Annotated in this window: 23 protein-coding genes and 1 tRNA gene; 11 read left to right on the top strand and 13 right to left on the bottom strand. The window is 63.7% G+C overall.

The genetic code is table 11. The features are described from left to right. The first annotated feature begins 50 nt into the window (after nucleotides 1–50). The 5 genes from DMR_RS10465 to DMR_RS10445 all read left to right on the top strand — a co-directional run bounded on the left by DMR_RS10465 (nucleotide 51) and on the right by DMR_RS10445 (nucleotide 6,979). Nucleotides 51–1,217, top strand: coding sequence for an LL-diaminopimelate aminotransferase (locus tag DMR_RS10465; RefSeq protein WP_015860875.1), 1,167 nt, complete (start codon nucleotides 51–53; stop codon nucleotides 1,215–1,217). Between the two features lie 14 nt (nucleotides 1,218–1,231). Further along, nucleotides 1,232–1,732: a 2-amino-4-hydroxy-6-hydroxymethyldihydropteridine diphosphokinase gene (folK, locus tag DMR_RS10460; protein WP_081429670.1), complete on the top strand. Its 501-nt coding sequence runs from the start codon at nucleotides 1,232–1,234 to the stop codon at nucleotides 1,730–1,732. A 21-nt stretch (nucleotides 1,733–1,753) separates the two neighbouring features. Continuing rightward, complete coding sequence (locus DMR_RS10455) at nucleotides 1,754–2,071, top strand: YHS domain-containing protein (RefSeq protein ID WP_015860873.1); 318 nt, start codon at nucleotides 1,754–1,756, stop codon at nucleotides 2,069–2,071. A gap of 232 nt (nucleotides 2,072–2,303) precedes the next feature. Continuing rightward, entirely contained in the window at nucleotides 2,304–4,661 is a 2,358-nt protein-coding gene (locus DMR_RS10450) for a glycosyltransferase family 39 protein (protein ID WP_015860872.1), read from the top strand. Beyond that, nucleotides 4,646–6,979: a glycosyltransferase family 39 protein gene (locus DMR_RS10445; RefSeq protein ID WP_015860871.1), complete on the top strand. Its 2,334-nt coding sequence runs from the start codon at nucleotides 4,646–4,648 to the stop codon at nucleotides 6,977–6,979. The genes DMR_RS10450 and DMR_RS10445 overlap by 16 nt, the downstream gene beginning before the upstream one ends. 726 nt (nucleotides 6,980–7,705) lie before the next feature. Here the strand turns inward: DMR_RS10445 and ade are convergent. Further along, nucleotides 7,706–9,442, bottom strand: coding sequence for an adenine deaminase (gene ade, locus DMR_RS10440; RefSeq protein ID WP_043600475.1), 1,737 nt, complete (start codon nucleotides 9,440–9,442; stop codon nucleotides 7,706–7,708). Nucleotides 9,443–9,523: 81 nt separating this feature from the next. Between ade and tgt the strand changes: the two genes are divergently transcribed. From tgt to DMR_RS10410, 6 genes are all read left to right on the top strand, one after another. Beyond that, nucleotides 9,524–10,645, top strand: coding sequence for a tRNA guanosine(34) transglycosylase Tgt (gene tgt / locus DMR_RS10435; protein WP_015860869.1), 1,122 nt, complete (start codon nucleotides 9,524–9,526; stop codon nucleotides 10,643–10,645). 93 nt (nucleotides 10,646–10,738) lie between these two features. Continuing rightward, nucleotides 10,739–10,825, top strand: a tRNA-Leu gene (locus DMR_RS10430). A gap of 126 nt (nucleotides 10,826–10,951) precedes the next feature. After that, the gene (locus DMR_RS10425; RefSeq protein ID WP_015860868.1) at nucleotides 10,952–11,638 is read left to right on the top strand and encodes a DUF554 domain-containing protein; all 687 of its coding nucleotides are present in this window, start codon (nucleotides 10,952–10,954) and stop codon (nucleotides 11,636–11,638) included. A 60-nt stretch (nucleotides 11,639–11,698) separates the two neighbouring features. Next, entirely contained in the window at nucleotides 11,699–12,052 is a 354-nt protein-coding gene (locus DMR_RS10420) for a hydrogenase maturation nickel metallochaperone HypA (protein ID WP_015860867.1), read from the top strand. A 12-nt stretch (nucleotides 12,053–12,064) separates the two neighbouring features. Then, nucleotides 12,065–12,727, top strand: coding sequence for a hydrogenase nickel incorporation protein HypB (gene hypB, locus DMR_RS10415; protein WP_015860866.1), 663 nt, complete (start codon nucleotides 12,065–12,067; stop codon nucleotides 12,725–12,727). Nucleotides 12,728–12,864: 137 nt separating this feature from the next. Then, entirely contained in the window at nucleotides 12,865–13,359 is a 495-nt protein-coding gene (locus tag DMR_RS10410) for a GNAT family N-acetyltransferase (protein ID WP_015860865.1), read from the top strand. Between the two features lie 165 nt (nucleotides 13,360–13,524). Here the strand turns inward: DMR_RS10410 and DMR_RS10405 are convergent, their stop codons facing one another. From DMR_RS10405 to DMR_RS10350, 12 genes are all read right to left on the bottom strand, one after another. After that, the gene (locus DMR_RS10405; protein ID WP_015860864.1) at nucleotides 13,525–14,514 is read right to left on the bottom strand and encodes a hypothetical protein; all 990 of its coding nucleotides are present in this window, start codon (nucleotides 14,512–14,514) and stop codon (nucleotides 13,525–13,527) included. A gap of 11 nt (nucleotides 14,515–14,525) precedes the next feature. Then, nucleotides 14,526–14,804 (bottom strand): hypothetical protein, encoded by a 279-nt coding sequence (locus tag DMR_RS10400; RefSeq protein WP_015860863.1) that lies wholly within the window; start codon nucleotides 14,802–14,804, stop codon nucleotides 14,526–14,528. 30 nt (nucleotides 14,805–14,834) lie between these two features. Then, complete coding sequence (locus DMR_RS10395) at nucleotides 14,835–15,092, bottom strand: SemiSWEET family sugar transporter (RefSeq protein WP_015860862.1); 258 nt, start codon at nucleotides 15,090–15,092, stop codon at nucleotides 14,835–14,837. A gap of 9 nt (nucleotides 15,093–15,101) precedes the next feature. Further along, nucleotides 15,102–15,608: a hypothetical protein gene (locus DMR_RS10390; RefSeq protein WP_015860861.1), complete on the bottom strand. Its 507-nt coding sequence runs from the start codon at nucleotides 15,606–15,608 to the stop codon at nucleotides 15,102–15,104. 197 nt (nucleotides 15,609–15,805) lie between these two features. Then, nucleotides 15,806–16,354, bottom strand: coding sequence for a tetratricopeptide repeat protein (locus tag DMR_RS10385; RefSeq protein WP_015860860.1), 549 nt, complete (start codon nucleotides 16,352–16,354; stop codon nucleotides 15,806–15,808). A 52-nt stretch (nucleotides 16,355–16,406) separates the two neighbouring features. Next, nucleotides 16,407–17,396, bottom strand: coding sequence for a ketol-acid reductoisomerase (gene ilvC, locus DMR_RS10380; protein ID WP_015860859.1), 990 nt, complete (start codon nucleotides 17,394–17,396; stop codon nucleotides 16,407–16,409). 67 nt (nucleotides 17,397–17,463) lie between these two features. Further along, nucleotides 17,464–17,946 carry an acetolactate synthase small subunit gene (ilvN, locus tag DMR_RS10375; RefSeq protein ID WP_015860858.1) on the bottom strand — a complete coding sequence of 161 codons (483 nt, stop codon included), beginning with the start codon at nucleotides 17,944–17,946 and terminating at the stop codon, nucleotides 17,464–17,466. A 12-nt stretch (nucleotides 17,947–17,958) separates the two neighbouring features. Continuing rightward, on the bottom strand, nucleotides 17,959–19,647 hold the full coding sequence (ilvB, locus tag DMR_RS10370; RefSeq protein ID WP_015860857.1) for a biosynthetic-type acetolactate synthase large subunit: 1,689 nt from the start codon (nucleotides 19,645–19,647) through the stop codon (nucleotides 17,959–17,961). A 1-nt stretch (nucleotide 19,648) separates the two neighbouring features. Further along, the gene (locus DMR_RS10365) at nucleotides 19,649–19,882 is read right to left on the bottom strand and encodes a DUF465 domain-containing protein (protein WP_006918316.1); all 234 of its coding nucleotides are present in this window, start codon (nucleotides 19,880–19,882) and stop codon (nucleotides 19,649–19,651) included. A 24-nt stretch (nucleotides 19,883–19,906) separates the two neighbouring features. Beyond that, nucleotides 19,907–20,275 (bottom strand): DUF167 domain-containing protein, encoded by a 369-nt coding sequence (locus tag DMR_RS10360; RefSeq protein ID WP_015860856.1) that lies wholly within the window; start codon nucleotides 20,273–20,275, stop codon nucleotides 19,907–19,909. 2 nt (nucleotides 20,276–20,277) lie between these two features. Further along, entirely contained in the window at nucleotides 20,278–20,928 is a 651-nt protein-coding gene (locus DMR_RS10355; RefSeq protein WP_015860855.1) for a DivIVA domain-containing protein, read from the bottom strand. Nucleotides 20,929–21,014: 86 nt separating this feature from the next. After that, nucleotides 21,015–21,326, bottom strand: a complete 312-nt coding sequence (locus tag DMR_RS10350) for a YggT family protein (RefSeq protein ID WP_015860854.1) — start codon at nucleotides 21,324–21,326, stop codon at nucleotides 21,015–21,017. Between the last annotated feature and the right edge of the window lie 23 nt (nucleotides 21,327–21,349).

Raw genomic sequence — 21,349 nt, 5'->3', positions numbered from 1 at the left:
GTGGCCGGCCTGCCGCCCTAGGCGGGGACACACGCCCATAAGGAGCCCCCATGATCCAGTTTCCCATGGCCGACCGCGTGGCCGCCCTTCCTCCCTATCTTTTCGCTGAAATCGACCGCGTCAAGGCCGAAGTCCGGGCTCGCGGCGTGGACATCATTTCTCTTGGCATCGGCGACCCGGACCTGCCCACCCCGGACTGCATCATCGATGCCCTGTGCGCCGCTGCCCGCAAGCCGGAAAACCATCAGTATCCCGATTACGTGGGCCTGCTGACCTTCCGCGCCGCCGTGGCCGACTGGTACAAGGCCCGGTTCGGCGTCACCCTGGACCCGGCCACGGAAGTGGTGAGCCTTATCGGCTCCAAGGAAGGCATCGCCCATTTTCCCCTGGCCTTCGTCAATCCCGGCGATCTGGTCATTGTCTGCTCGCCCAACTACCCGGTCTATCCGGTGGCTACGGGCTTTTGCGGCGGCGAAGTCAAAATCCTGCCGCTCACCGACGAAAACGACTACCTGCCCGACCTCGACAGCGTCACCGACGCCGAATGGGCCCGGGCCAAGATCATCTTCGTCAACTACCCCAACAACCCGACCTCGGCCGTGGCCCCGCGCGCCTTCTACGAGAAGCTCGTGGCCAAGGCCAAGGAAACGAACACCATCGTCGTCTCCGACGCGGCCTACACCGAGATGTACTATGACCCGGCCGAAAAGCCCATGTCGATCCTGGAGGTCGAAGGGGCCAAGGACGTGGCCATCGAGTTCCACTCCCTGTCCAAGACCTACAACATGACCGGCTGGCGCATCGGCATGGCCGTGGGCAACGCCCAGCTCGTCAAGGGCCTGGGCAAGATCAAGGAAAACGTGGACTCCGGCATCTTCCAGGCCGTGCAGGAAGCCGGCATCGTGGCGCTCAATCAGGGCGAGCCCTTTGCCGAGCAGTTCCGGGGCATCTACAAGGACCGCCGGGACAAGGCCGTGGCCGCTCTGGCCAAGATGGGCATCGCCTGCCGCACGCCCAAGGCTTCCTTCTACCTCTGGTGCAAGACCCCGGCCGGCCACACCTCGGCCGCCTTCGTCACCAAGGTGCTCCAGGAGACCGGCGTGGTGCTCACCCCGGGCAACGGCTTCGGCGCGCCGGGCGAGGGCTATTTCCGCATCGCCATGACCGTTCCCGTCGCCCGCATGGAGGAGGCGTTGTCACGCATCGCCAAGCTGTAACCGCCTATGTCGGCCTGGGCTCCAACCAGGGCGACAGGCTGGCCAATCTTCGTCTGGCCCGGGAGCGCCTCGGCGCGCTCCCGGACGCTTTTTTGGCGGGCGCCAGCCCCGTCTACGAGACCGAGCCCTGGGGCGAGGCCGACCAGGCGACGTTTTTCAATCAGGTCGTGGCCCTGACCTTGGGCGATTCCTGGTCGCCCAGGCGGCTGTTGCAGGCGCTTTTGGCCAACGAGACCCTGCTTGGCCGGGTGCGCGATCCGGCCCGGCCAAACGGTCCCCGGACCATGGACTGCGATTTGTTGCTTTATGGCGACGTCCGCCTTGAGGAACCCGACCTGAGCGTTCCCCATCCACGCCTGCGGCAGCGCCCTTTCGTCCTGGTCCCGCTGGCCGACCTTGCCCCGGAGCTGGCCATCCCGGACGGGCAGGGGGGAAGCGTGGCCCAGGCGCTGGCGGAAATGCCTTCCAACCAGGGCGGGAATATTGTAGGGGCAATCGAGGCATCGGCCCGATAATAGGGGCCGACAAGGAGCGTTATGTACCGTTGGCTCATTTTACTCGTGGCCGCGTTTATTTTGTACAAGCTGTTCATGGGCGACCGGGGTCGGAAAAAGGAACAGGAAGCCGAGACCAAAAAACGCATGGCCGCCACCGGCGACATGGTCAAGGACCCGGTCTGCGGCACCTATGTGCCGGCCGATGCCGATATCCGCGCCCGGGATGGCGACAAGGTCTACGCCTTTTGCAGCTACGAATGCCGCGACAAGTTCGTCAAACGCATCGAAGCCAGCCGCACCCAGGCCATGGAGCAGGGCAAGACCGCCGAGCAGACCGGGGAAGACGCCCGCCGCTAGCCGGTATCCCTTAATGCCTTCGTTTTTTGAAGGCAATGGCGTCCTCCCGTTTGTCCGAGAGGATCGAACGCAGGCATTATAGTTAAGAACACGACGCCTGGCCCCGCCGGCCCTCTGAGGGATACGCCGGTTTTCCGCCCCAGGCGGGTTCGTTTTTTTTGTCGCCGTCCGCTGACCGGGAACAGTCCGGGCCGGGCGGCGACCTGTTTGGAACCCCAAGAGCAGTCGCCCCATGCAGCCAAACGTTATTCACCCCTTCGACACGGCTTCGTCCTGGCCCTGGCGCATGGCCGTGGCAGGCCTCGTGGCAGTGGCCGCCTTCCTGCGCCTGTACCACCTGGAAACCCCGTCCATGTGGTGGGACGAAATCATCGTGCCCTTAACGGCCCGGTTTCCCCTGGCTTACATCCTCGATTTCTCGCGCCACTGCGAGATGCATCCGCCGCTGTACCACTATTGCGTCAAGCTTGTGGAGGGAGTTGGGCTTTCCGACGCCAGCCTGCGCCTGCCCTCGGCCGTTTGCGGCATCATTCTGGTCTATGCCGCCTGGCGCGGCCTGGGCCGCCTCTACGGACGCGGGGTCGGGCTTGTGGCCACCGCGTTCCTGGCCGGCAGCGCCATGCAGGTCTGGCACGTGCGGCAGGTGCGGCCCTACGCTATCTTCGTCTTGCTGTTCTTGCTGTCCTTTTGCCACTTGCTGCGTTTCGTGCGCGAAGGCAAAAGCCGCGACCTGTATGCCGTCCTGGCCTACAACGTACCACTATTCTTGCTCCACTATTTCACCTTCCACCTCGCCCTGGCCGAGGGGATCATCCTGGTCCTTCTGTGGCGGCCCGGGGGCAGGGGCGGCGTCAGCTTCCCCCAGATCGCGGTCTTTGCCGCCGGAACCCTGGCCGTGGCTCTGCCGGTGCTTGTTTTCCTTTTTCTGCCGAGCCAGACCACGCTTTCCATCTTTGGCCTCAAGGCCGGTTTTGGCGAGATAGGCCGGCTTATTGCTGCGTACTTGGCCCATGTGCTGTGGAGCCATGACGACCTGAACCTACGGCTGGGCTTTGGGGCGTTGCTCGTTGCCGGCGGCTGGGCCATGGCCCGCAAGACGCCCCGGGAACTGGCCGTCTGCCTGCTTGTTTGCCTCATCCCGGCATGTGTCCTTTTCCTCATGCGCAAAACGGCCTATTTCTCGCCGCGCCATTTTCTCTACATGACCATCCCGGCGGCAGTTCTCGTCGGCCACGTCGTTCGCCTGCTGCCGCGTCAGGGTTTGGCCGTCCCCCTGGCCGCCGCCTTGGCCGCCCTTCCAGCCGGTGTCCTTTATTATCAGCATTACGGCGACTATTACGAAGACACGAGCTACCACCACAACGTCTTTGTCACGGATTTCAAGCCCATGGCCCGGCAACTGGCCGGCATCCTGCGCCCGGGCCAGATCATCGCTGCCTCGGACCCGGGCACGGTCAACGCCGTATCCTGGTACCTTGACCAGTTCACGGCCGTGAACCCCTTCCGTGCGCAAAACCTTTCCGAAGAACGTGGCGACTTCGAGCTGGCCTTTTTCACGCCGTTTCGCACCTGGGGCCATCTTGGCCGCACCGAAGAGGAATTCGCCGCCGCCGTGGGCCCCATCGCATCGATTGAGCCTGTCCTGAACGCCACCATCTACCGGTTGCCCATCCAGCGCGAGCCAGCCCCGCGCATGGAGGCCGTTCCTTACCATTTGCGCCGACGCATGGAGCTGCCGGCCTTCTACCGCCAGGTCGCCGCCTTTTCCGGCATGACCATCAGCCCCTATTGGGGCGGCGAGGCCATCGCTACCCGCAACAACACGCCCTCGCGCCTGGAATACCGCTTGGACAACGCCGCCTCGGCCGGGCCGCTGCAGCTCCAGTTCATCCTGGAGTACAAAAATCAGGGGCAGGGGAGCCGCATGGCCTACGTCGTGCGTTTCGACGACGAGCCGCCCGTGCCGCTTTTCACCTCCTTTGGCCCGGACCCGGCCGAAGCGGCCACGGTCTCCATCGTGCGAGAAGCCCCGTACAAAACCATGCGATTGAGTCTGGAAACCGTCTGCGCCGACCAGACGGCCCGATATCCCGGCGGCAATCTGGAAACCGCCGCGTTCCGGGGCTTTGACCTGGAAATCGTGCCGGCCGGCCGTTTCGATTCCACGCCCCGGGCCATGCGGCTTCGCGAGCAAAACCTTGGCAAGATCGAGCACGGCGTGGACAACGTCTTTCGCTGGGGCCTTGGCCCCACGAGCGCCATGACGTTCGAGCTGGACAAACCCCAGGCGCTCATCCTGGAATTCGACTTCGACAACACCCTGGACGGGCAGGCGGTGGTGGTGGCCGCCAACGGCCAGATTCTGGAAAGTCTCTCGAGCCTGGGCGTCGGCGAGACGCGCCGCCTGCGTATACCCATCGCCGGGCGGGCCGGGGCCAACGCCGTGCTGATCGCCTACAGCCACTGGAACCATGGCACGGTCACCTTCGCGGAGACGGATGTTCGTCCCATGGCACTTTTCATCCGCCGCCTGCGGCTGGTCGCGCCTTGTGGCGACTGTAACGGAGAACCACCATGTCCACCTCAGTAGCACCGGACACCCCGTCGTTTGTCGCCTTATTGCGAAGCGGCGGCTGGCCGCTGGCTCTGCTTGTCTTGATTGCCACCTTGGTGCGTTTCTACAGTCTTGAGATTCCCTCCATGTGGTGGGATGAAATTCTCGTCCCATTAAATGCCGTAACCTCGGTCGGCGACATCCTGCTACGGGCCAAAACCGAGGATTTTCATCCTCCGGTCTTTTATCTGCTTATCAAATTGGTGCTCCTTGTTGGTTCAAGCGACGCTCTCCTGCGCCTACCGTCGGTACTGGCCGGCCTGGCCACGTTGCCGTTGCTCTATGTGCTGGCCGCGCCGCGTGTGGGCCGAGCCGCAGCACTTTGCGCCGTGGCTCTCATGACCGTCAATGGCGCGATGCTCCTGTTTTCCCGCCAGGTCCGCCCCTATAGCCTGATCATTTTTCTCTCCCTGCTTGGGGCCGAGCTGCTGCTGCGTTGGGTCGAGAAGCCTAGAATGAAACTCACTACCGGCCTTGTTGCCGCCACCTGCGGTTATATATGTCTACACTACCTGAGCATTCTCATATTAGCCGTGCAGGGGAGTTTTGCCGCAGCCAACGTTGTATTCCGGCCCGCTCCCCGTCCCTGGAAGCAACTGGCGCTCTATGCCGGCGGCTGTAGTCTTGGAGTGGCGGCGACTTGGCATTTCTTTCACTCCAGCCCGTCCACGCTAACCCAGGGTTCCGTGGCCACAACCGCGCTCCTGGCCCTTGACCGGCTAACCCAGATTTTCTGCGGGGACGGCAGCACCCCCTGGGCCAGAGGCGGCTTGTTGGCCCTGACGGCAGTGGGGACGGCCCTTGTTTGGCGCAAAGATCGACGCTTGGCGGTTCTGGCCCTGGCAACCATCCTCGGACCTGCGGCGGCGTTGTCCCTGGCCCGCTACAATTCCTATTTCAATGCCTGGCATGTCAGTTATGCCGCTCCCTTTCTGTGCCTTCTGGCCGGAACCTGCCTCAGCGCGGTCCTTGGCCAACGGCGTCTGGGCGAGGCAGCCGCCCTGGCCGCAACGGTCGTAGCCATGATGCTTCTTAGCGATAATCGTTACTATGCCCCAAGCAGCCACGCTGGAAACTACAAAGAACAGGCCAAGCAACTGCCTACCATCCTGCGGCCTGGAGCCTTGGTTGCCTATTCCGAACTATCCGAACTTGACGGGGTGAACTGGTACGCTGCGCATTTCGTCAGACCCAATCCGCTGCAACAGCGCCAAATCACCATCGCCGAGACTGTGTCCGTGGACTTCGTAGCCTTTGGCGGTTTGGGCCATCTGGCCGTAAGCGACACGGAATACCTTGCGCATTTCGACTCGATCACCGGCAAGACCCCCCTTGCCGGCGGCACGGTTTACCATGCAGCCGTGCGCCACGCGCCGCCACGCATCGGACCCGCATTTCCCTGGCATGACACCCTGGGCATGACGCCCTGGGACCTCGCCCGGCAATGTCAGGCCGTGGCCGGGGTCAATCTGGTCAATTTTTTTGGCGGCTGGCTCGTACCAGAAACCGGAGACGCGCCGGGATATGTCACCTATGTTGTAGACGGACCAAAACCGTTTGCGGGGCCGCTAGTTATCCGCCTGCACGTACCCTTTGAAAATCCCATTGCGGGAAATGTCGTCCGCCTGACCTACACCTTTGACGACGAACCGGCTCTGGTCGCCTTTGAAAGCCGGGGAGGGGAGCCGCAAGAACGTCGCACGGTCATTTTGCGGCGGCAGACCCCTTTTTCCAAGTTACGTTGTCGATTCGACCTTGAACCCGGGAAGTGGTCGCCGAGCATAACCGGCAACACCGGTGGAGCCGTCCGGCTCAAGCCTGTGTCGCTGTATGCCAACACCATGGACCGCGAAATCTTGGATTCGTCGAGCCTTGCCCTCGCCATGGATGGAGTCGGGCCGGTTGAGACAGGGCCGGAAGGGCAATGGCGCTGGGCTTTGGGCGACACCACGACCCTGCGGTTTCACCTGGAGAAAGCTGCCCCGCTGACCGCTGCCGTCAATCTGGTCAACCCCATTGCCGGGCAAGGCATATCGATCAGTTTTAATGGCCGTCCGCTGGCGGCCCGGCAGGGGTTGGCCCCGGACAAGTGGCTTGTTCCGTCGCTACGGGAAACCTGGCAATTGCATGGGCAGGCCGGCGAGAATGTCCTTACCGTCCGATTCGATGCCTGGAACGGCAAGGCGGACGCGCCTCAAGCCACCTTTGCTCCGGGAGACGGCCGTCCGTTGGCGGCTGCATTTACGCTCCTGCGCCTAGATTTGGACAATCCAGCAGCTACATTGGTGTATTAATCTGTAGAGGCGAACTTGGTACATCCTCCGGCTACATTCCCAACAAAAATGACGGGCTGCTGGCCATGATCGGGACGCAGCCTCAGCATTGTAACGGGCGGGCGAAGGCCTGACGCAAGCTGCTCAATGCCATTGCGGACGGAAACGGCGTCTGTGTTTGCACAACGCAGCCGCGAGGATATCTTGAAATTTGCCAGGGCTGATGGAAAACTTCCGACCGTGGGGGGAGGCTATCGACTTGGCAAACCGCGCTCGGAACGCGTGGCCTGATCCCCGGTCGGGGCTGTCCGGATTCAAGCGATTGCCGGTTGCACTGGCTTGAAAATTGAGCCCAGCTAAGATCGTCGCTAAAAGGGGGGCAGTTCTTTTTCTCCTTAGAAAAGTTAACATAATTTACATTATGAGACAATGGCGAACCCCAAGCCGCTGCCTCGCAACCGTCAAAACCCGGCCCATGCGCCAGACCGGCTTATACGGTCCTGTCCTGATGCGACCGAATGCGCCACGCCCGCCCATTGAACACTCCTGTGTGTCCAGGGACATTTTGTATTACGATATGACTAGAAAACGTAAACGTCATTAAGCACAGAACCAAACAAGCCGCACCCCTAGTCAAACACGAGAATCACGCGAGCCCGAAGCTTCCCCCGGGATATTCCCGGAACAAGATGCTTCAGGCGCGCAGCGGCTTCATACTGGGTTTCCCAAGTCTGGCCGCAACCAAATCTACACAATAAACAACGGCACAGGCGCAAACGCCGTGACATCCACCAGCCCCTTGTCCGTGAGCTTGAGGCTCGGGATCACCTCCAGCGACAAAAAGGACATGGTCATGAACGGATGCGCCTCGACCTCGGCCGGGAGATCCGCCACCTGCCGGAAGGCGGCGTCGAGCTTGGACAGCCCGTCCAGGATGACCTCCAGGGGCGCGTCGCTCATGAGTCCGGCCACGGGCAGTCGCAGCTGGGCCAGCACCTGGCCGCCGCTGGCCACGGCAAAGCCGCCGCCGGAAATCATGAGCGTTCGCGCGGCCAGCACCATGTCCGCGTCGTTGGTTCCGGCCACGATGAGATTGTGGGCGTCATGGGCTACCGTGCCGGCGATGGCCCCGTTCTTGAGTCCCAGCCCCTTGACGAAGCCCAGGGCCAGGTTGCCGGTGGCTTTGTGGCGCTCGATGACGGCCAGTTTGGCCAAATCGCGCCCGGCATCGGCCACGGCTAGGCCATCGCGCACCGTTGGGGCCATTTCCAGGGGATCGGTGACGATCTGGCCCGGGATGACGCCGATCACTCGCATCCGCGGTGATGCCGCCGGCACGGACAGCCGGGCCTCGGACACCTCACCGCCCACGCGCATGGCCCGGGGCGGGGTCAGACACGACCGGTCGGCGAACTCCCAGTCGGCCAGACGCTTGCCGTCGAGCACCACCTCGCGGATGGCAAAAGACGTCAAATCCTCCACCAGCACGGCGTCGGCCCGGTAGCCCGGAGCCACCGCGCCCCGGCGGCGCAGGCCGAAGTACCGGGCGGTGTTGAGGCTGGCCATGGCCACGGCCCGCACCGGCGGCACGCCTCGGGCCACGGCCTGGCGCACGAGCGCGTTCATGTGCCCTTCTCGGCTGAGGTCGGTGGGGTCGCGGTCGTCGCTGACCAGGGAAAACTGGCTCCAGTTGTCGGCGGTGACGAGATCAATCAGCGTATCGAGGTTTTTTTCAGTGCTGCCCTGGCGGATCATGATGGTCAGCCCTCGGCGCAGCTTTTCCCGGGCTTCATCAAATTCCGTGCATTCGTGGTCGGACTGCGGGCCGGCCGTGGCGTAGGCGTCGAGCGCCCGGCCGGTCAGGCCCGGGGCGTGGCCGTCGATGACGCGCCCCTTGGCGGCCAGGAGTTTTCGCAGCATGGTTTCGTCGCCGGCCACCACGCCGGGAAAGTTCATGACCTCGGCTAGCCCCAGGATGCGCTCCGGATGGCGGGCCAGTAAGGCGGCCACGTCCATGGCTCCCAGACGCGCTCCGGAAGTGGCCATGTTCGTGGCCGGCACGCAGGATGGGGCCATGAAATAGCAGGTCACGGGCAGATCCTGGCTGCAGGCCAGCATGTATTCGATGCCGGGCAGCCCCAGCACATTGGCGATCTCGTGGGGGTCGGAAATGACGGCGCAGGTGCCGTGGGGAGCCACGGCCCGGGCAAAGACCGGCGGCGACAGCAAGGTCGATTCGATGTGGATGTGGCCATCGATGAATCCCGGACACAGGTACGCGCCGTCGGCGTCGATGACCTGCCTGGCTTCGCCGCCGGCAAAGCCGACGAACACGCCTTCGGCCACGGTCACATCGGCTTCGTGGATTTCGCCGGACAACACGTTGACCAGCCGGGCGTTCTTGATGACCAGATCGGCCGGGGCCTCTCCCCGGGCCACGGCCAGCCGCCGGCCCAGCATTTCAAGGCTTTCGTTCGCGGACATGGCCTCTCCTTTCTAAAAGTTAAAGCAAGACTTAAAGTATTGGCCTTGAATCAGGCCCGGTTTTTCCCTATAGCATGGCCCATGAACGCACCAGGAACATTCACCCTCGGCCCCGGCGACGGCAGCGCCCGCACCGCCCGGCTGACCACGGCCCACGGCGAGATCGAAACCCCCGTTTTCATGCCCGTGGGCACCCAGGGCACGGTCAAAAGCCTGTGCCCCACCGATCTGCAGGATATAAAAGCCCGGATCATCCTGGGCAACACCTATCATCTCTACCTACGCCCCGGCGACGAACTGGTGGCCAAGCTCGGCGGTCTACACCGCTTCATGGGTTGGGACGGCCCCATTCTCACCGATTCCGGCGGATTTCAAGTCTTCAGCCTGTCGGGACTGCGCCGCATCACCGAGGAAGGCGTCACCTTCGCCTCCCATATCGATGGCTCCAAGCATCTGTTTTCGCCGGAAAAAGTCGTCTCCATCCAGCGAAACCTCGGCTCGGACATCATGATGGTCCTCGACGAGTGCGTGCCCTACGGCGCGGACCGGGCCTACACCGAAAAGTCCCTGGGCCTCACCACCCGCTGGGCTAGGCGCTGCCGGAAGGCCCATCCCGCCGGCGACCGGGGCCAGCTCATGTTCGGCATCGTCCAGGGCGGCTTTTTCAAGGACCTGCGCGCCCAAAGCGCCGAGCAGATCATTGAGGTCGGTTTTGACGGCTACGCCCTGGGCGGACTGTCCGTGGGCGAGAGCCGGGCCGAGATGTACGACATCCTGGGCGACGCCGCCCCCCTGCTCCCGGCCGACCGGCCGCGATACCTGATGGGCGTTGGCGCGCCACGCGATCTGCTGGCCGGCATGGCCGCCGGCATCGACATGTTCGACTGCGTGTTGCCGACCCGAAACGCCCGAAACGGCACCCTTTTCACCTTTCAGGGCAAGGTCAACATCAAGCGGGCCGAATACCGCGAGGACGACTCGCCCCTGGACCCCACCTGCCCCTGCTACGCCTGCCGCACCTTTTCCCGGGCCTATCTGCGCCATCTCTACATCGCCAAGGAGTTGCTGTCCTACCGGCTCAACACCCTCCACAACCTGACCTTTTTCTCCATCATGATGGAGCGGGCCAGGCAAGCCATCCGGGAAGGCCGTTTCGCCGCCTACCGGGCCGAGATGGAGGCCCTCTACCCCGAGGGCGAATAGCGCCAGCGACGGGCAGACCGCAAAAAACCGTGTATTTGCTCCGGCGCAGCCTCTTGACGCCGACGCCGAGTCCGCGTAGAAATGTCAGTTCATGCCGGGATGGCGGAATTGGTAGACGCAGTGGACTCAAAATCCACCGGCCGCAAGGTCTTGCGAGTTCGAGTCTCGCTCCCGGTACCAAATTTGACAGGCCTCAGGGGCAACCCTGGGGCCTGTTTACGTTGGTTGACGGCCGCCCTTCCCCTTGTGCCCCGCCGCCCGACCTGATAGCCCCTTTTCCCCCGGCCACGGGTAAAAGGAGCCGCCATGATCCCCATCGGTCCCCTCGTCAACGGCGCGGCCATCATCGTCGGTGCGCTGCTTGGCCTCACGCTGCACGGCCGGTTCCCCGACCGCATCCGCACCATCATGTTCCATGCTCTCGGGCTTTCCGTCTTCGCCATCGGCGTCAAGATGGCCATGGCCATGACCTCGCCCATCCTGCTGGTCGTTTCCATGCTGGTCGGCGCGGTCGTAGGCGAAGCCATCGACATCGAACGCCAGTTCGCCCGGGCCGGCGACAAGATCAAAACCCTGCTGCGCTCGGACAACGCCCTTTTCACCGACGGCCTGGTCACCGCCTCGGTCATCTTCTGCTCCGGCACCATGGCCGTGCTTGGCTCCTTTGACGAAGCCCTGCGCGGCGACCATACCTTGCTGTTCACCAAATCCATCCTCGACGGCTGCATCGCCATGATCCTGGCCACCACCTACGGCGCCGGCGTGGCCCTGTCGTTTTTGCCCGTGGCCGCCTACGAATCCGCCATGACCGTCACCGCCGGCGCGGCCCAGGATTTTTTCACCCCGGCCCGCCTCACCCAGCTCTCGGCCGTGGGGGGCCTGCTTATCGTCGGCATCGGCATCAACATGCTCGGGATTTTGAAGATCAAGGTCTTCAACCTGCTGCCGGCCATGTTCCTGGCCGCCGCCCTGGCCCCCTTTTTCGTTGATTAGCCGCGCAACCGCCCGGGATTCCTTTACGCGGTTGCCCTTTTGGCGTAATGGGGACCGGCCATGCACGAACTCTCCATCGCCCAAAGTCTGCTGGCCCTCATCGAAGATGAGATGGCCAAGCACGGCAAGGAAAAGCTCATTACCGTCAAGGTCCGCCACGGCCGCCTGTCCTCGGTGGTGCCCGAAGCCCTGTCCATGGCCTTTGAAGTCATGACCGCCGACTCGCGGCTGGCCGGCGCGGCCCTGGTCATGGAAGAGACCCCCGTGCTGCTGCGCTGCCGCGACTGCAGCCGGGAGTTCACCCCCGATCCACCCACCGCCGCCTTCGCCCCCTGCCCGGGCTGCGGCCAGGAACTGGGGCATACGGTGGTGTCCGGACGCGAACTGTATATCGAATACCTCGAACTCGAATAGCGGAGACCGGCCATGCAGATTCCTGTGGTGCGCAATATCCTTGAAGCCAACGCCAATGAGGCGTCCGAACTCAAAGACTTCTTCGCCCAAAAGGGCATCCTGGTGCTTAATCTCATGAGTTCGCCCGGCGCGGGCAAGACCACCATTCTGGAACGCACGCTGACTGATCTGCGCAATGAACTGCGCATGGCTGTCATTGAAGGCGATCTGCAAACCGACAACGACGCCCGCCGCGTGGCCGCCACCGGCGCCCAGGCCGTGCAGATCAACACCGAAGGCGGCTGCCACCTGACCGCCTCCCAGATCCGCGCCGCCCTTGCCAGCCTCGACCTCGGCGGCCTGGACATCCTGTTCATTGAAAACGTCGGCAACCTGGTCTGCCCGGCCGAGTTCGACGTGGGCGAGGATTTCAAGGTGACCTTGCTCAGCGTCACCGAAGGCGACGACAAACCCGAGAAATATCCGCTGATGTTCCATATTTCGGCAGCCACGTTGCTTAATAAGATCGACCTGCTGCCCTACGTGGACTTCAACTTGGCAAACGCCTCCCGCCATGCCCGGACGCTCAACGCCGACATCAGCCTGTTCCCGGTCTCGGCCCGCACCGGCGAAGGCCTGGACGCCTGGTACGACTGGCTGCGCGCCCGCCGCGCGGCCAAGAAAAAGCTTGCCTAGTCGGGGAAACAGACGGCTCGTTGCCCAAGATTTCCGCGCCAACAGCGTCTCGGCGTGTGCGGGATCGAAAAACGACAGTGAGCTGACCTCGGAGCGCCAGACTACCGCATGACAGAACATGTCGCCGGAAGAACACCATGATGCAGCCCCGCCCATCTCTGGAATCGTTGCGGCAGGCCTCGGGCATTGCGCCGGCCACGGACATGGCCGTGGTGCGCATCCTGTTCGAAGAATACGCCAAGGGGCTGGGCTTTTCTCTGTGCTTCCAGAATTTTGACGAGGAACTGGCCGGTCTGCCCGGACGCTACGGCGTGCCTGGCGGCGGCCTGTGGCTGGCCTGGGTGAATGGACTGCCAGCCGGCTGCGTGGGGCTTCGGCCCCTGGAAGACGGGGTGTGTGAAATGAAGCGGCTCTACGTTCGACCCGACCACGCCGGCCACGGTCTGGGTCGAGGCTTGGCCGAAGCGGCCTTGGCCGGCGCGAGGAAACGCGGTTACCGGGTCATGCGCCTCGACACCCTCAAATCCATGACCGCCGCCAACGCCCTCTATCGCAAGCTCGGGTTTGAGCAGATCGGGCCGTACTGCGACAATCCCTTCGAAGAGGCGCGGTACTACGAACTGACGCTCTAGCCCCTGCCGCTTCAACCACTCGCGGCGGCCCTTCCCTCCAAGAGCGCGCGTCCGTTTGTCGGCGACATAGACAAGCTGTCGACGGCGCGGACGTCCGCAACGCTCCAGCCCGCCGGCAAGGTCTTCCCGGAATCTTCCGGCGAGCGGCCGGCCGTGTTCCCACAGCTACCAGCGCCGGCAAAGCGCTTCGCGCCACGGTTCGGCCACGAGCCAGGCCAGCCCTTCCCCGACACGCTCCACCGGTACACGCTGACCAGCCAGCTCCACATCGCGCATAAACGCCAGACGCAAAGGTTTGGCATGGCCGCCCGCGTCGCCGGCAAAGGCGTTTTCCGGGGCCAGCCGCAGCCACTCCCGGCCGGGTCGGTCCGAGGCCCAGACCGCTTCCGGCAAAAAAACCGTGCGCGATAAGCGCGGCCCAAGCGCCGCGAAAAGCGCTGCGCTTATGGCCGGAAAGGGTTCCTTGTACAGCCGGCGGCCGGCCGAGGGCAGGGTCTCGTTGGCCAGGCAGGCCACGGGACCTTCCGGCAGGGCGGCATAGGTCTCGGGCCGGGTGGCGTCGGCCTGACGCACCCGCCCGACGCCAAGGCTCGAAAGCAACGCGTCGGCCCGGGCCGCCACCTGGGGCTGTACCTCGACACCCATCAGCGTCGGCGCGGCTACGCCATGCCGACGGGCCAGCAGATACGTGCCAAGCAGCAAAATGCCCGTGCCTGCGCCGCAGTCGAGACCGAGAAAACGACCGGATACGTCGGGGTTGGCGGCCAAAAGCGCGGTCAGCAAGTGCACGGTCTTGGGCAGGTCAAGAAGCATCTGCAAGGCAAAGCCGTGATGCAAAAGGAACCGGCGTAGCGCATGTTGTCCGGCAAGAAGGGCCGATCCGCCCCGCCGACGCACGAAACGGCCGGCCAGCTCGGTCAGGTCGGCCAGGGAGACGTCCTCACCCAATCGTTCGGGATGGACGTAGGCATGGGCGTATTTGAGGACGAGACTTGCCAAAAGCGCCGGATGGGCCGGCGTTTCCGGCCGGCCCAGGGCATCGACAAGGTCAGGCAACGTACCCGGAACCAACAGTTCCGGGGCGATCATCGGCCCGGGAGGCGGCTGGCGCTCCAGCAGGCGCAGCGCCAGTGCGGGCAGATCGTCGCCAGCCATCCGCTGTTCCGCTAGAAGTAATAGAGGTTGTCGTAACAGGTGAAGGTGTCGGTCAAGCCATTTTGATAACAGATTTGGGCGCTGGAGTCGATGCGGTAGACTTGGTCCATGGGAATGACCTGGCGTTTGCCGTTGATCCACATGTAGTAAACGCCGCGTTCAGCGTCCATGACCAATGGCGGCGAAGCGTAGAACGTCTTATGGTCCATGGTTTCGACTTGATAGGTGTGGGCGCAGCCAAACGACACGGCGGCCAGCACGAGGCAAAAAAGAAGCGTCAGGCGGCGCATGGCGTCCTCCGAACCGCGATCATCGCGGCGTTATTTGTATCGCAGCGCCATGACGAGCATGGCGACCACCAACCCAAGTGTTACCGCATTGGCCGCAATGACGGGCCAGGAACCGATGTCGATGCCATGCAACAACCACAGCACGGTCCCGGTGCACATGAGCACGTACATGCCGGTCGAAATGTCGGCAGCTGAACGACGTCGCAGGGTCTTGACCACCTGAGGCGCGAAAGCCAGCGTGGTGCACAAACCGGCGAGATACCCCACCCATTCGAACGATCCGGCCATGGCGGCGTCCTATTTCTTTACCGACTGCCGGGTTTCGCCGGCTGCCGCCGGCTCGAAAGTCGGAGCGGCGGTGCGGAAATAGGCGGCCATGGCTTCAATGTCGCGGAAGGCTTGGCCCAGTTGCACGGCAATGGGCAGGTCGGAAACATTTTTTTCCACCAGCCGCATCCACTGCAGTTCCTTGTCGAGCTTGCCGCCAACGGTCACCAGCCCTGTCTTGATCATGCCGCCTAGCTGATGGACTGCCGAGGAACAGCCGGGATCGAGCATATCATAGACGTAGACCATGTCGCCGGCGTTTAAAATGAGCTCCCAGCAAGCCGAAAGCGAGGCGCGAAGGGCCAGAACGTCCTTTATGCGGTCATCGTTGCCGTCCTTGGCCAGGGAGGCGTAGTAGTCCGTGACCTTGAGCAGATGGTCGTAGATACGGGCGCTCTGGCTGGCGTAGTAGGCGTTGAACGCCTTGGTGTCGGCCTTGGCGGCACAAAAGGCCTGGGGCGCGGTCAGAAACAGCATTGCCAGGACCGCCGCGACGACGATGAAGAACCGGGACCGGGATTGACGATGAGCCGCATGGCCGCACCGGCCGGCGGGTGAGCCAGGCCAAAGAATCAGGCCTGCTGAACATGCAGCCGTAACAAAGGACCTGGGAGTATGGAGGTCATGCACGATGCTGCTCGTGTTGGCCGGAGAGTCCGCGCTGGCAGCAGACGTCAATTGCCAACAGCCGCGTCCAGAGGGGCCAGGGCGGCTTTGGCCTGCATCCCGGTGATCTGGGCGGCGCTTAAGCGCTTGGCCGCGGTGTCGCGCAATTTGACGGCCCGGTCGCGGACCCGGTCCGGCAGGGTCGAGGAAGCGGCGGCCAGGGAGGCGTAATAATAGGCCAATTCCTCATTGACCGGCACGCCGGCGTAGCCCCGGTTGTAGACGTCGGCCAGGACGAAGCGGGCGTAGGCAAAGCCGGCGTCCGAGGATTTGGTCAGCCAGTGGAGCCCCAGGCGGTAATCCTGGGCCACATGACGACCGTTCAAGTAGGCGATGCCGACGTCGCACTGGGCCTTGGGATTGCCGTTCTCGGCCTGTTCCATCTGGCCGGGGATCGGGTCAGCGGCAAGTTCGAGGGGATTGTCCTGGGAATCGGCGGTCGTGGCGGCCAGGGACGGACAGGCAGGGGCGGCCCAAAACAGAGCAAGCAGGGTCAGGACGCCCCATAGTCGCAGGCCGCAACGGCCCGGTCGGGAATTCCCACGGGAATTGGGCATGGCGTCTCCTTGAAAAAGCGGCCGGCCCCGGCGGGACCGGCCGCTCGTGAAGCTACTTCTTGAGCCAGCTCATCATGCCGCGCAGCTTGGCCCCGACCTTCTCGATGGGGTGCTCGGCGTTGATGCGGCGCATGGACAGGAAGTGGGCCCGTCCGGACATGTTCTCCATGATGAAGTCGCGGGCGAAGGTGCCGTCCTGGATTTCCTTGAGGATCTGGCGCATCTCAGCCCGGGTCTCGTCGGTGACGACCCGGGGGCCGCTGACATAGTCGCCGTATTCGGCAGTGTCGCTGATGGAGTAACGCATACGCGACAAGCCGCCTTCATACATGAGGTCCACGATGAGCTTGAGCTCATGCAGGCACTCGAAGTAGGCGATCTCGGGCTGGTAGCCGGCCTCGCACAGGGTCTCGAATCCGGCCTTGACCAGCTCGGCCGCGCCGCCGCACAGGACGGCCTGCTCGCCGAACAGGTCGGTCTCGGTCTCTTCCTTAAACGTGGTGGTCAACACGCCGCCGCGTGTGCCGCCCACGCCCTTGGCGTAGGCCAGGGCGGTCTCCATGGCCTTGCCGGTGGCGTTTTGGTGGATGGCGATGAGGCAGGGAACGCCGGCTCCTTCGGTGTAGACCCGGCGCACCAGATGGCCCGGACCCTTGGGCGCGACCATGGCCACGTCCACGTCGGCCGGGGGCACGATCTGCTGGAAGTGGATATTGAAGCCGTGGGCGAAAAGCAGCATCTTGCCGGGCTTGAGGTGCGGCAGGACGTCTTTCTCGTAGACGGCTTTCTGGTGCTGGTCCGGCACCAGGATCATGATCAGGTCGGCGGCGGCAGCGGCTTCGGCGGCGCTCATGGGGGTGAAGCCGTTTTCCTTGGCAAGCTCCCAGTTGGGGCCGCCGGGGCGCTGGCCAATGACTACCTTGACGCCGGAATCCCGCAGGTTCTGGGCATGGGCATGGCCCTGGCTGCCGTAGCCGATGATGGCCACGGTCTTGTCAGCCAAGAGGGAAAGATCGGCGTCCTGGTCGTAATAGATTTTCATCCTTGCTCCTTTCTCGTGCCGCTTGGGGCACGCTCGATTTCCAATACGGACGGGGCGCATCAGCGCCCTACTCCTGCATCCCGCGCTTCATGGCCACGGCCCCGGTGCGGGCGACTTCCTTGATGCCGATGCGTTGCAGGAGGTTTATAAGCGCTGTGAGCTTCTCCTGGTTGCCGGTGACTTCGAGCACCAGCTCGTCCGGGCTCACGTCCACCACCTTGCAGCGGAAGATGTCCACGATGCGCAGCACCTCGACGCGCTTTTGGCCTTCGGCGTCCACCCGCAGCAGCATCATTTCACGCTGCACGGACTTGACCTCGGTGAGGTCAACGACCTTGAGGGTGGTGACGAGCTTGCGCAGCTGCTTGACGATCTGTTCGATGATGGCCTCATCACCGGTGGTGGTGATGGTCATCATGGACAGCCCCTCGGTCAGGGTGGGGGCGACGTTTAAGGTTTCGATGTTGTAGCCCCGGCCGCTGAACAGGCCGGCCACCCTGGCAAGCACCCCGGGTTCGTTCTCGACGAGGATTGATAAAATGTGGCGCATGGGGGTGCTCTCCTAGACGAGGATCATCTCGGTTATGGACTTGCCGGCCGGCACCATGGGGGCCACGTTCTCCTCGCGGTCCACCACCACGTCCACGATGACCGGACGCGGCAGGGCAAAGGCCTCGGCCAGGGTGGACTCGACCTTGGCCGGGTCGGTGACCCTGAATCCGGCCGCGCCGTAGGCCTCGGCCAGCTTGACGAAGTCCGGGGCCACGTCCAGGCAGGTGGCGCAGTAGTTTTTCTTGTAGAAAAGTTCCTGCCACTGCCGGACCATGCCGAGATAGCCGTTGTTTAAAATGACGATCTTGACCGGCAGGCCGTAGCACACGGCCGTGGCCAGCTCCTGGATGCACATCTGGATGGAGCCGTCGCCGGCCACGTCGATGACGAGCCTGTCCGGAAAGGCCATCTGGGCCCCGATGGCCGCCGGGAACCCGAAGCCCATGGTGCCAAGACCGCCGGAGCTGATAAACGACCGGGGCCGGGTGAAGGCGTAGAACTGGGCCGCCCACATCTGGTTTTGCCCCACTTCCGTGGTAATGACGGCCTCGCCCTTGGTCAGCTTGGAGATGGTCTCCACCACGAACTGCGGCTTGATGGTCGTTTCATCCTGGGCGTAGCTCAGCGGCTTTTCGGCTTTCCAGTCCGTGACCTTGGTCGTCCAGGCCTCATGGGGCGCGGCCGGTTCGGCCGCCAGGGCCGGCTCCAGGATGTCGCGCAGGGCGGTTAAAAAGCTTTTGCAGTCGGCCACCACCGGAATGTGCACGGCCACATTTTTCTGGATGGAGGTGGGGTCGATGTCGATATGCACGATCTTGGCGTTTTTGGCGAACTCGCTGATCTTGCCGGTGACCCGGTCGTCGAAGCGGCTGCCTATGGCCAGGATCAGGTCGGCGTGGCTGATGGCCATGTTGGCGGCATAGGTGCCATGCATGCCGAGCATCCCCAGCCAGCGCGGGTCGTCGGCCGGAAAGCAGCCCAGGGCCATGAGCGTGGCCGTGACCGGAATGTCCAGGGCACGGGCCAGCCAGGCCAGATCGTCGCTGGCCTCGGAGGCAATGACCCCGCCGCCGGCGTAGATGATGGGCTTTTTGGCCTTGCGCAACACTTCCGCCACCTTGGCCACCTGCTTGGGGTTGGGGGCGTAGGTGGGGTTGTAGCTGCGCATTTTGATGGTCTTGGGATACTTGTATTCCGTAAGCTGGGTCTGCACGTCCTTGGGCAGATCAATGAGCACCGGTCCCGGCCGGCCGGTGGAGGCCAGGTAGAAGGCCTCCTTGATGACCCGGGCCAGTTCGCGCACGTCCTTGACCAGATAATTATGCTTGGTGCAGGAGCGCGTGATGCCGACGATGTCGACTTCCTGGAAGGCGTCGTTGCCGATGAGCGGCGTCGGCACCTGTCCGGTGATGATGACGACCGGCACCGAATCCATGTAGGCCGTTGCGATGCCGGTCACGGTATTGGTGGCTCCGGGGCCCGAGGTTACCAGACATACGCCTACCTTGCCCGTGGCCCGGGCATAACCGTCGGCCGCGTGGATGGCGCCCTGTTCGTGGCGCACCAGCACGTGGCGCAGGGGGTAGTGCGGCAACTGGTCGTAAATGTCGATGACCGCACCGCCCGGAAAGCCGAACACGACTTCCACGCCTTCACGGCGCAGGGATTCCAGGAGGATCTGGGCCCCGGTAAGTTCCATGCTATTGGACCTCCGCCTTACGGTACTTGGCCAAAAGCGCTTCGATGCGAGTCTTGCCGGAGAGCTTCTTCTTCTTGATCTCCTTGAGTTCCGTCTCTTCCGCCGGAGTCAGATACGGCTTGGACTCCATCTTCTCCAGAATCTTTTCAAACGCGACATGCTCTTCATAGAGGCTCTTGAGTTCCGGGTCCGCTTCACCGTACTTGGCGACGAGATCCAGATCGCGTTGATCCATGGCACAGACTCCTTGTTGACGGTTCTAGTCGCATCCCGTCCCGGCCGCCCTGGGCCAGTCGGGCTCGGACTCTGTCTCGATACGTAAGGTCTTTTTCCGGGATTTCTCGCCGGAAATAATGCGCACTTGCCGGGGTTTGACCCCCAGGCAGCGCGCCACGAAATCGGTCAGGGCGGCGTTGGCCTGCCCTTCTACGGCCTTGGCTCGCAGCCGTACCCGAAGGCGGTCTTCAGCCAACCCGGCCAGGGCGTCCTTGGCCCCTCCGGGGGTCACGGCCACCCGCAACGTCCAGGCCCCGTCGCCGGCCGGCGCGACGAAAACCGGCCGATCGGCGTCGCCGGACGCAGGTCCGGTGGCCGGGGAAACACACTGGGCGGAGGCTTGGCGGGCCATGCCTAGCCCCCCTGCCCCGGCGGCGACAAGGAAACGGCCGCGTCGGCCGCCTCGCCACCAAGAAACACGCCGTTTTCGGCAGCATCCAGAGACCCTTCGGCCAACCGGGCCAGTCCGACCGGCAGGCCCTGGGGTTCGTCCCCGGCCGCCTCCTGATCGCTTGCGGCCATCCGACCTGTCAGAGCCGACGCGTCCCGGATTGCCTCCTCGGCCGCCTCGGTGTCCAGCAAGGCCAAAGCCGCCGTCAGCATATTGCGAAACCGGCCGGCTATGTCCGCCTTGCGGGCCTCCAGGGTCTCGATCTCGTCGGCCAGGGCGTCGGCCCGGCCACGCGCCTCGGCCACTATGGCGGAAGCTTCGTTTTGCGCAGCCTCGACGATGCGCCGGGCTTCTTCGCGGGCCTTGCCCTTGAGCTCCTCCACGATGCGCTGAGTGGTGAGCAACGTGTCGCGAAGCGTCGCCTCGCGGGCGCGATACTCGGCGATTTCCCGGGCAAGGCCGTCGTTGGCCCGGGTAAGCGCCATCTTTTCCTCGGCCAAACGGCCGATGGAATCCGCCGCCTCGGCCACGAGGCGGTCCACTTCGTCGCGGCGGTAGCCGACGAGACTGTGGGAAAAGGTGCGGTCGAGCAGGTCGATCTTATCCAGGGTCACGGCTACGCTTCCAGCCCGGCGGCGGCGTTAGCCGTCCCGAGGCGGTTTGCGGCGCACGCCGGACCAGCCGTCGCCATGCGCCGTTCCTACATGCGCCCCATCCCCACGCCGCCAAGGCGCATGAGGGTGGGCACAAGGAACCATTGAAGGAACTGCAGCCCCAGGATCACCACGATGGGCGACAGGTCGATGCCGCCGATGGTGAGAAACGGCAGCCAGCGCCGGACGCGGTAGAATACCGGATCGGTGACGGCGCGCAGGAAACGGACCACGGGATTGTACGGATCGGGGCGCACCCAGGAGAGTAGCGCGGCAATCAGGATGATCCAGAAATAGAGGCTAAAGACAATATCGAGCACCCTGGCCAGGGCGACAAAGAAATAGCCAATGATATCCATGCGAATTCCTTTCCAGCGCGTAT

It is taken from the genome of Solidesulfovibrio magneticus RS-1, assembly GCF_000010665.1.
Taxonomy (GTDB): Bacteria; Desulfobacterota; Desulfovibrionia; order Desulfovibrionales; family Desulfovibrionaceae; genus Solidesulfovibrio; species Solidesulfovibrio magneticus.
The sequence above is the reverse complement of the archived record's forward strand: the minus strand, read 5'-3'. Positions and strand labels throughout refer to the sequence as shown.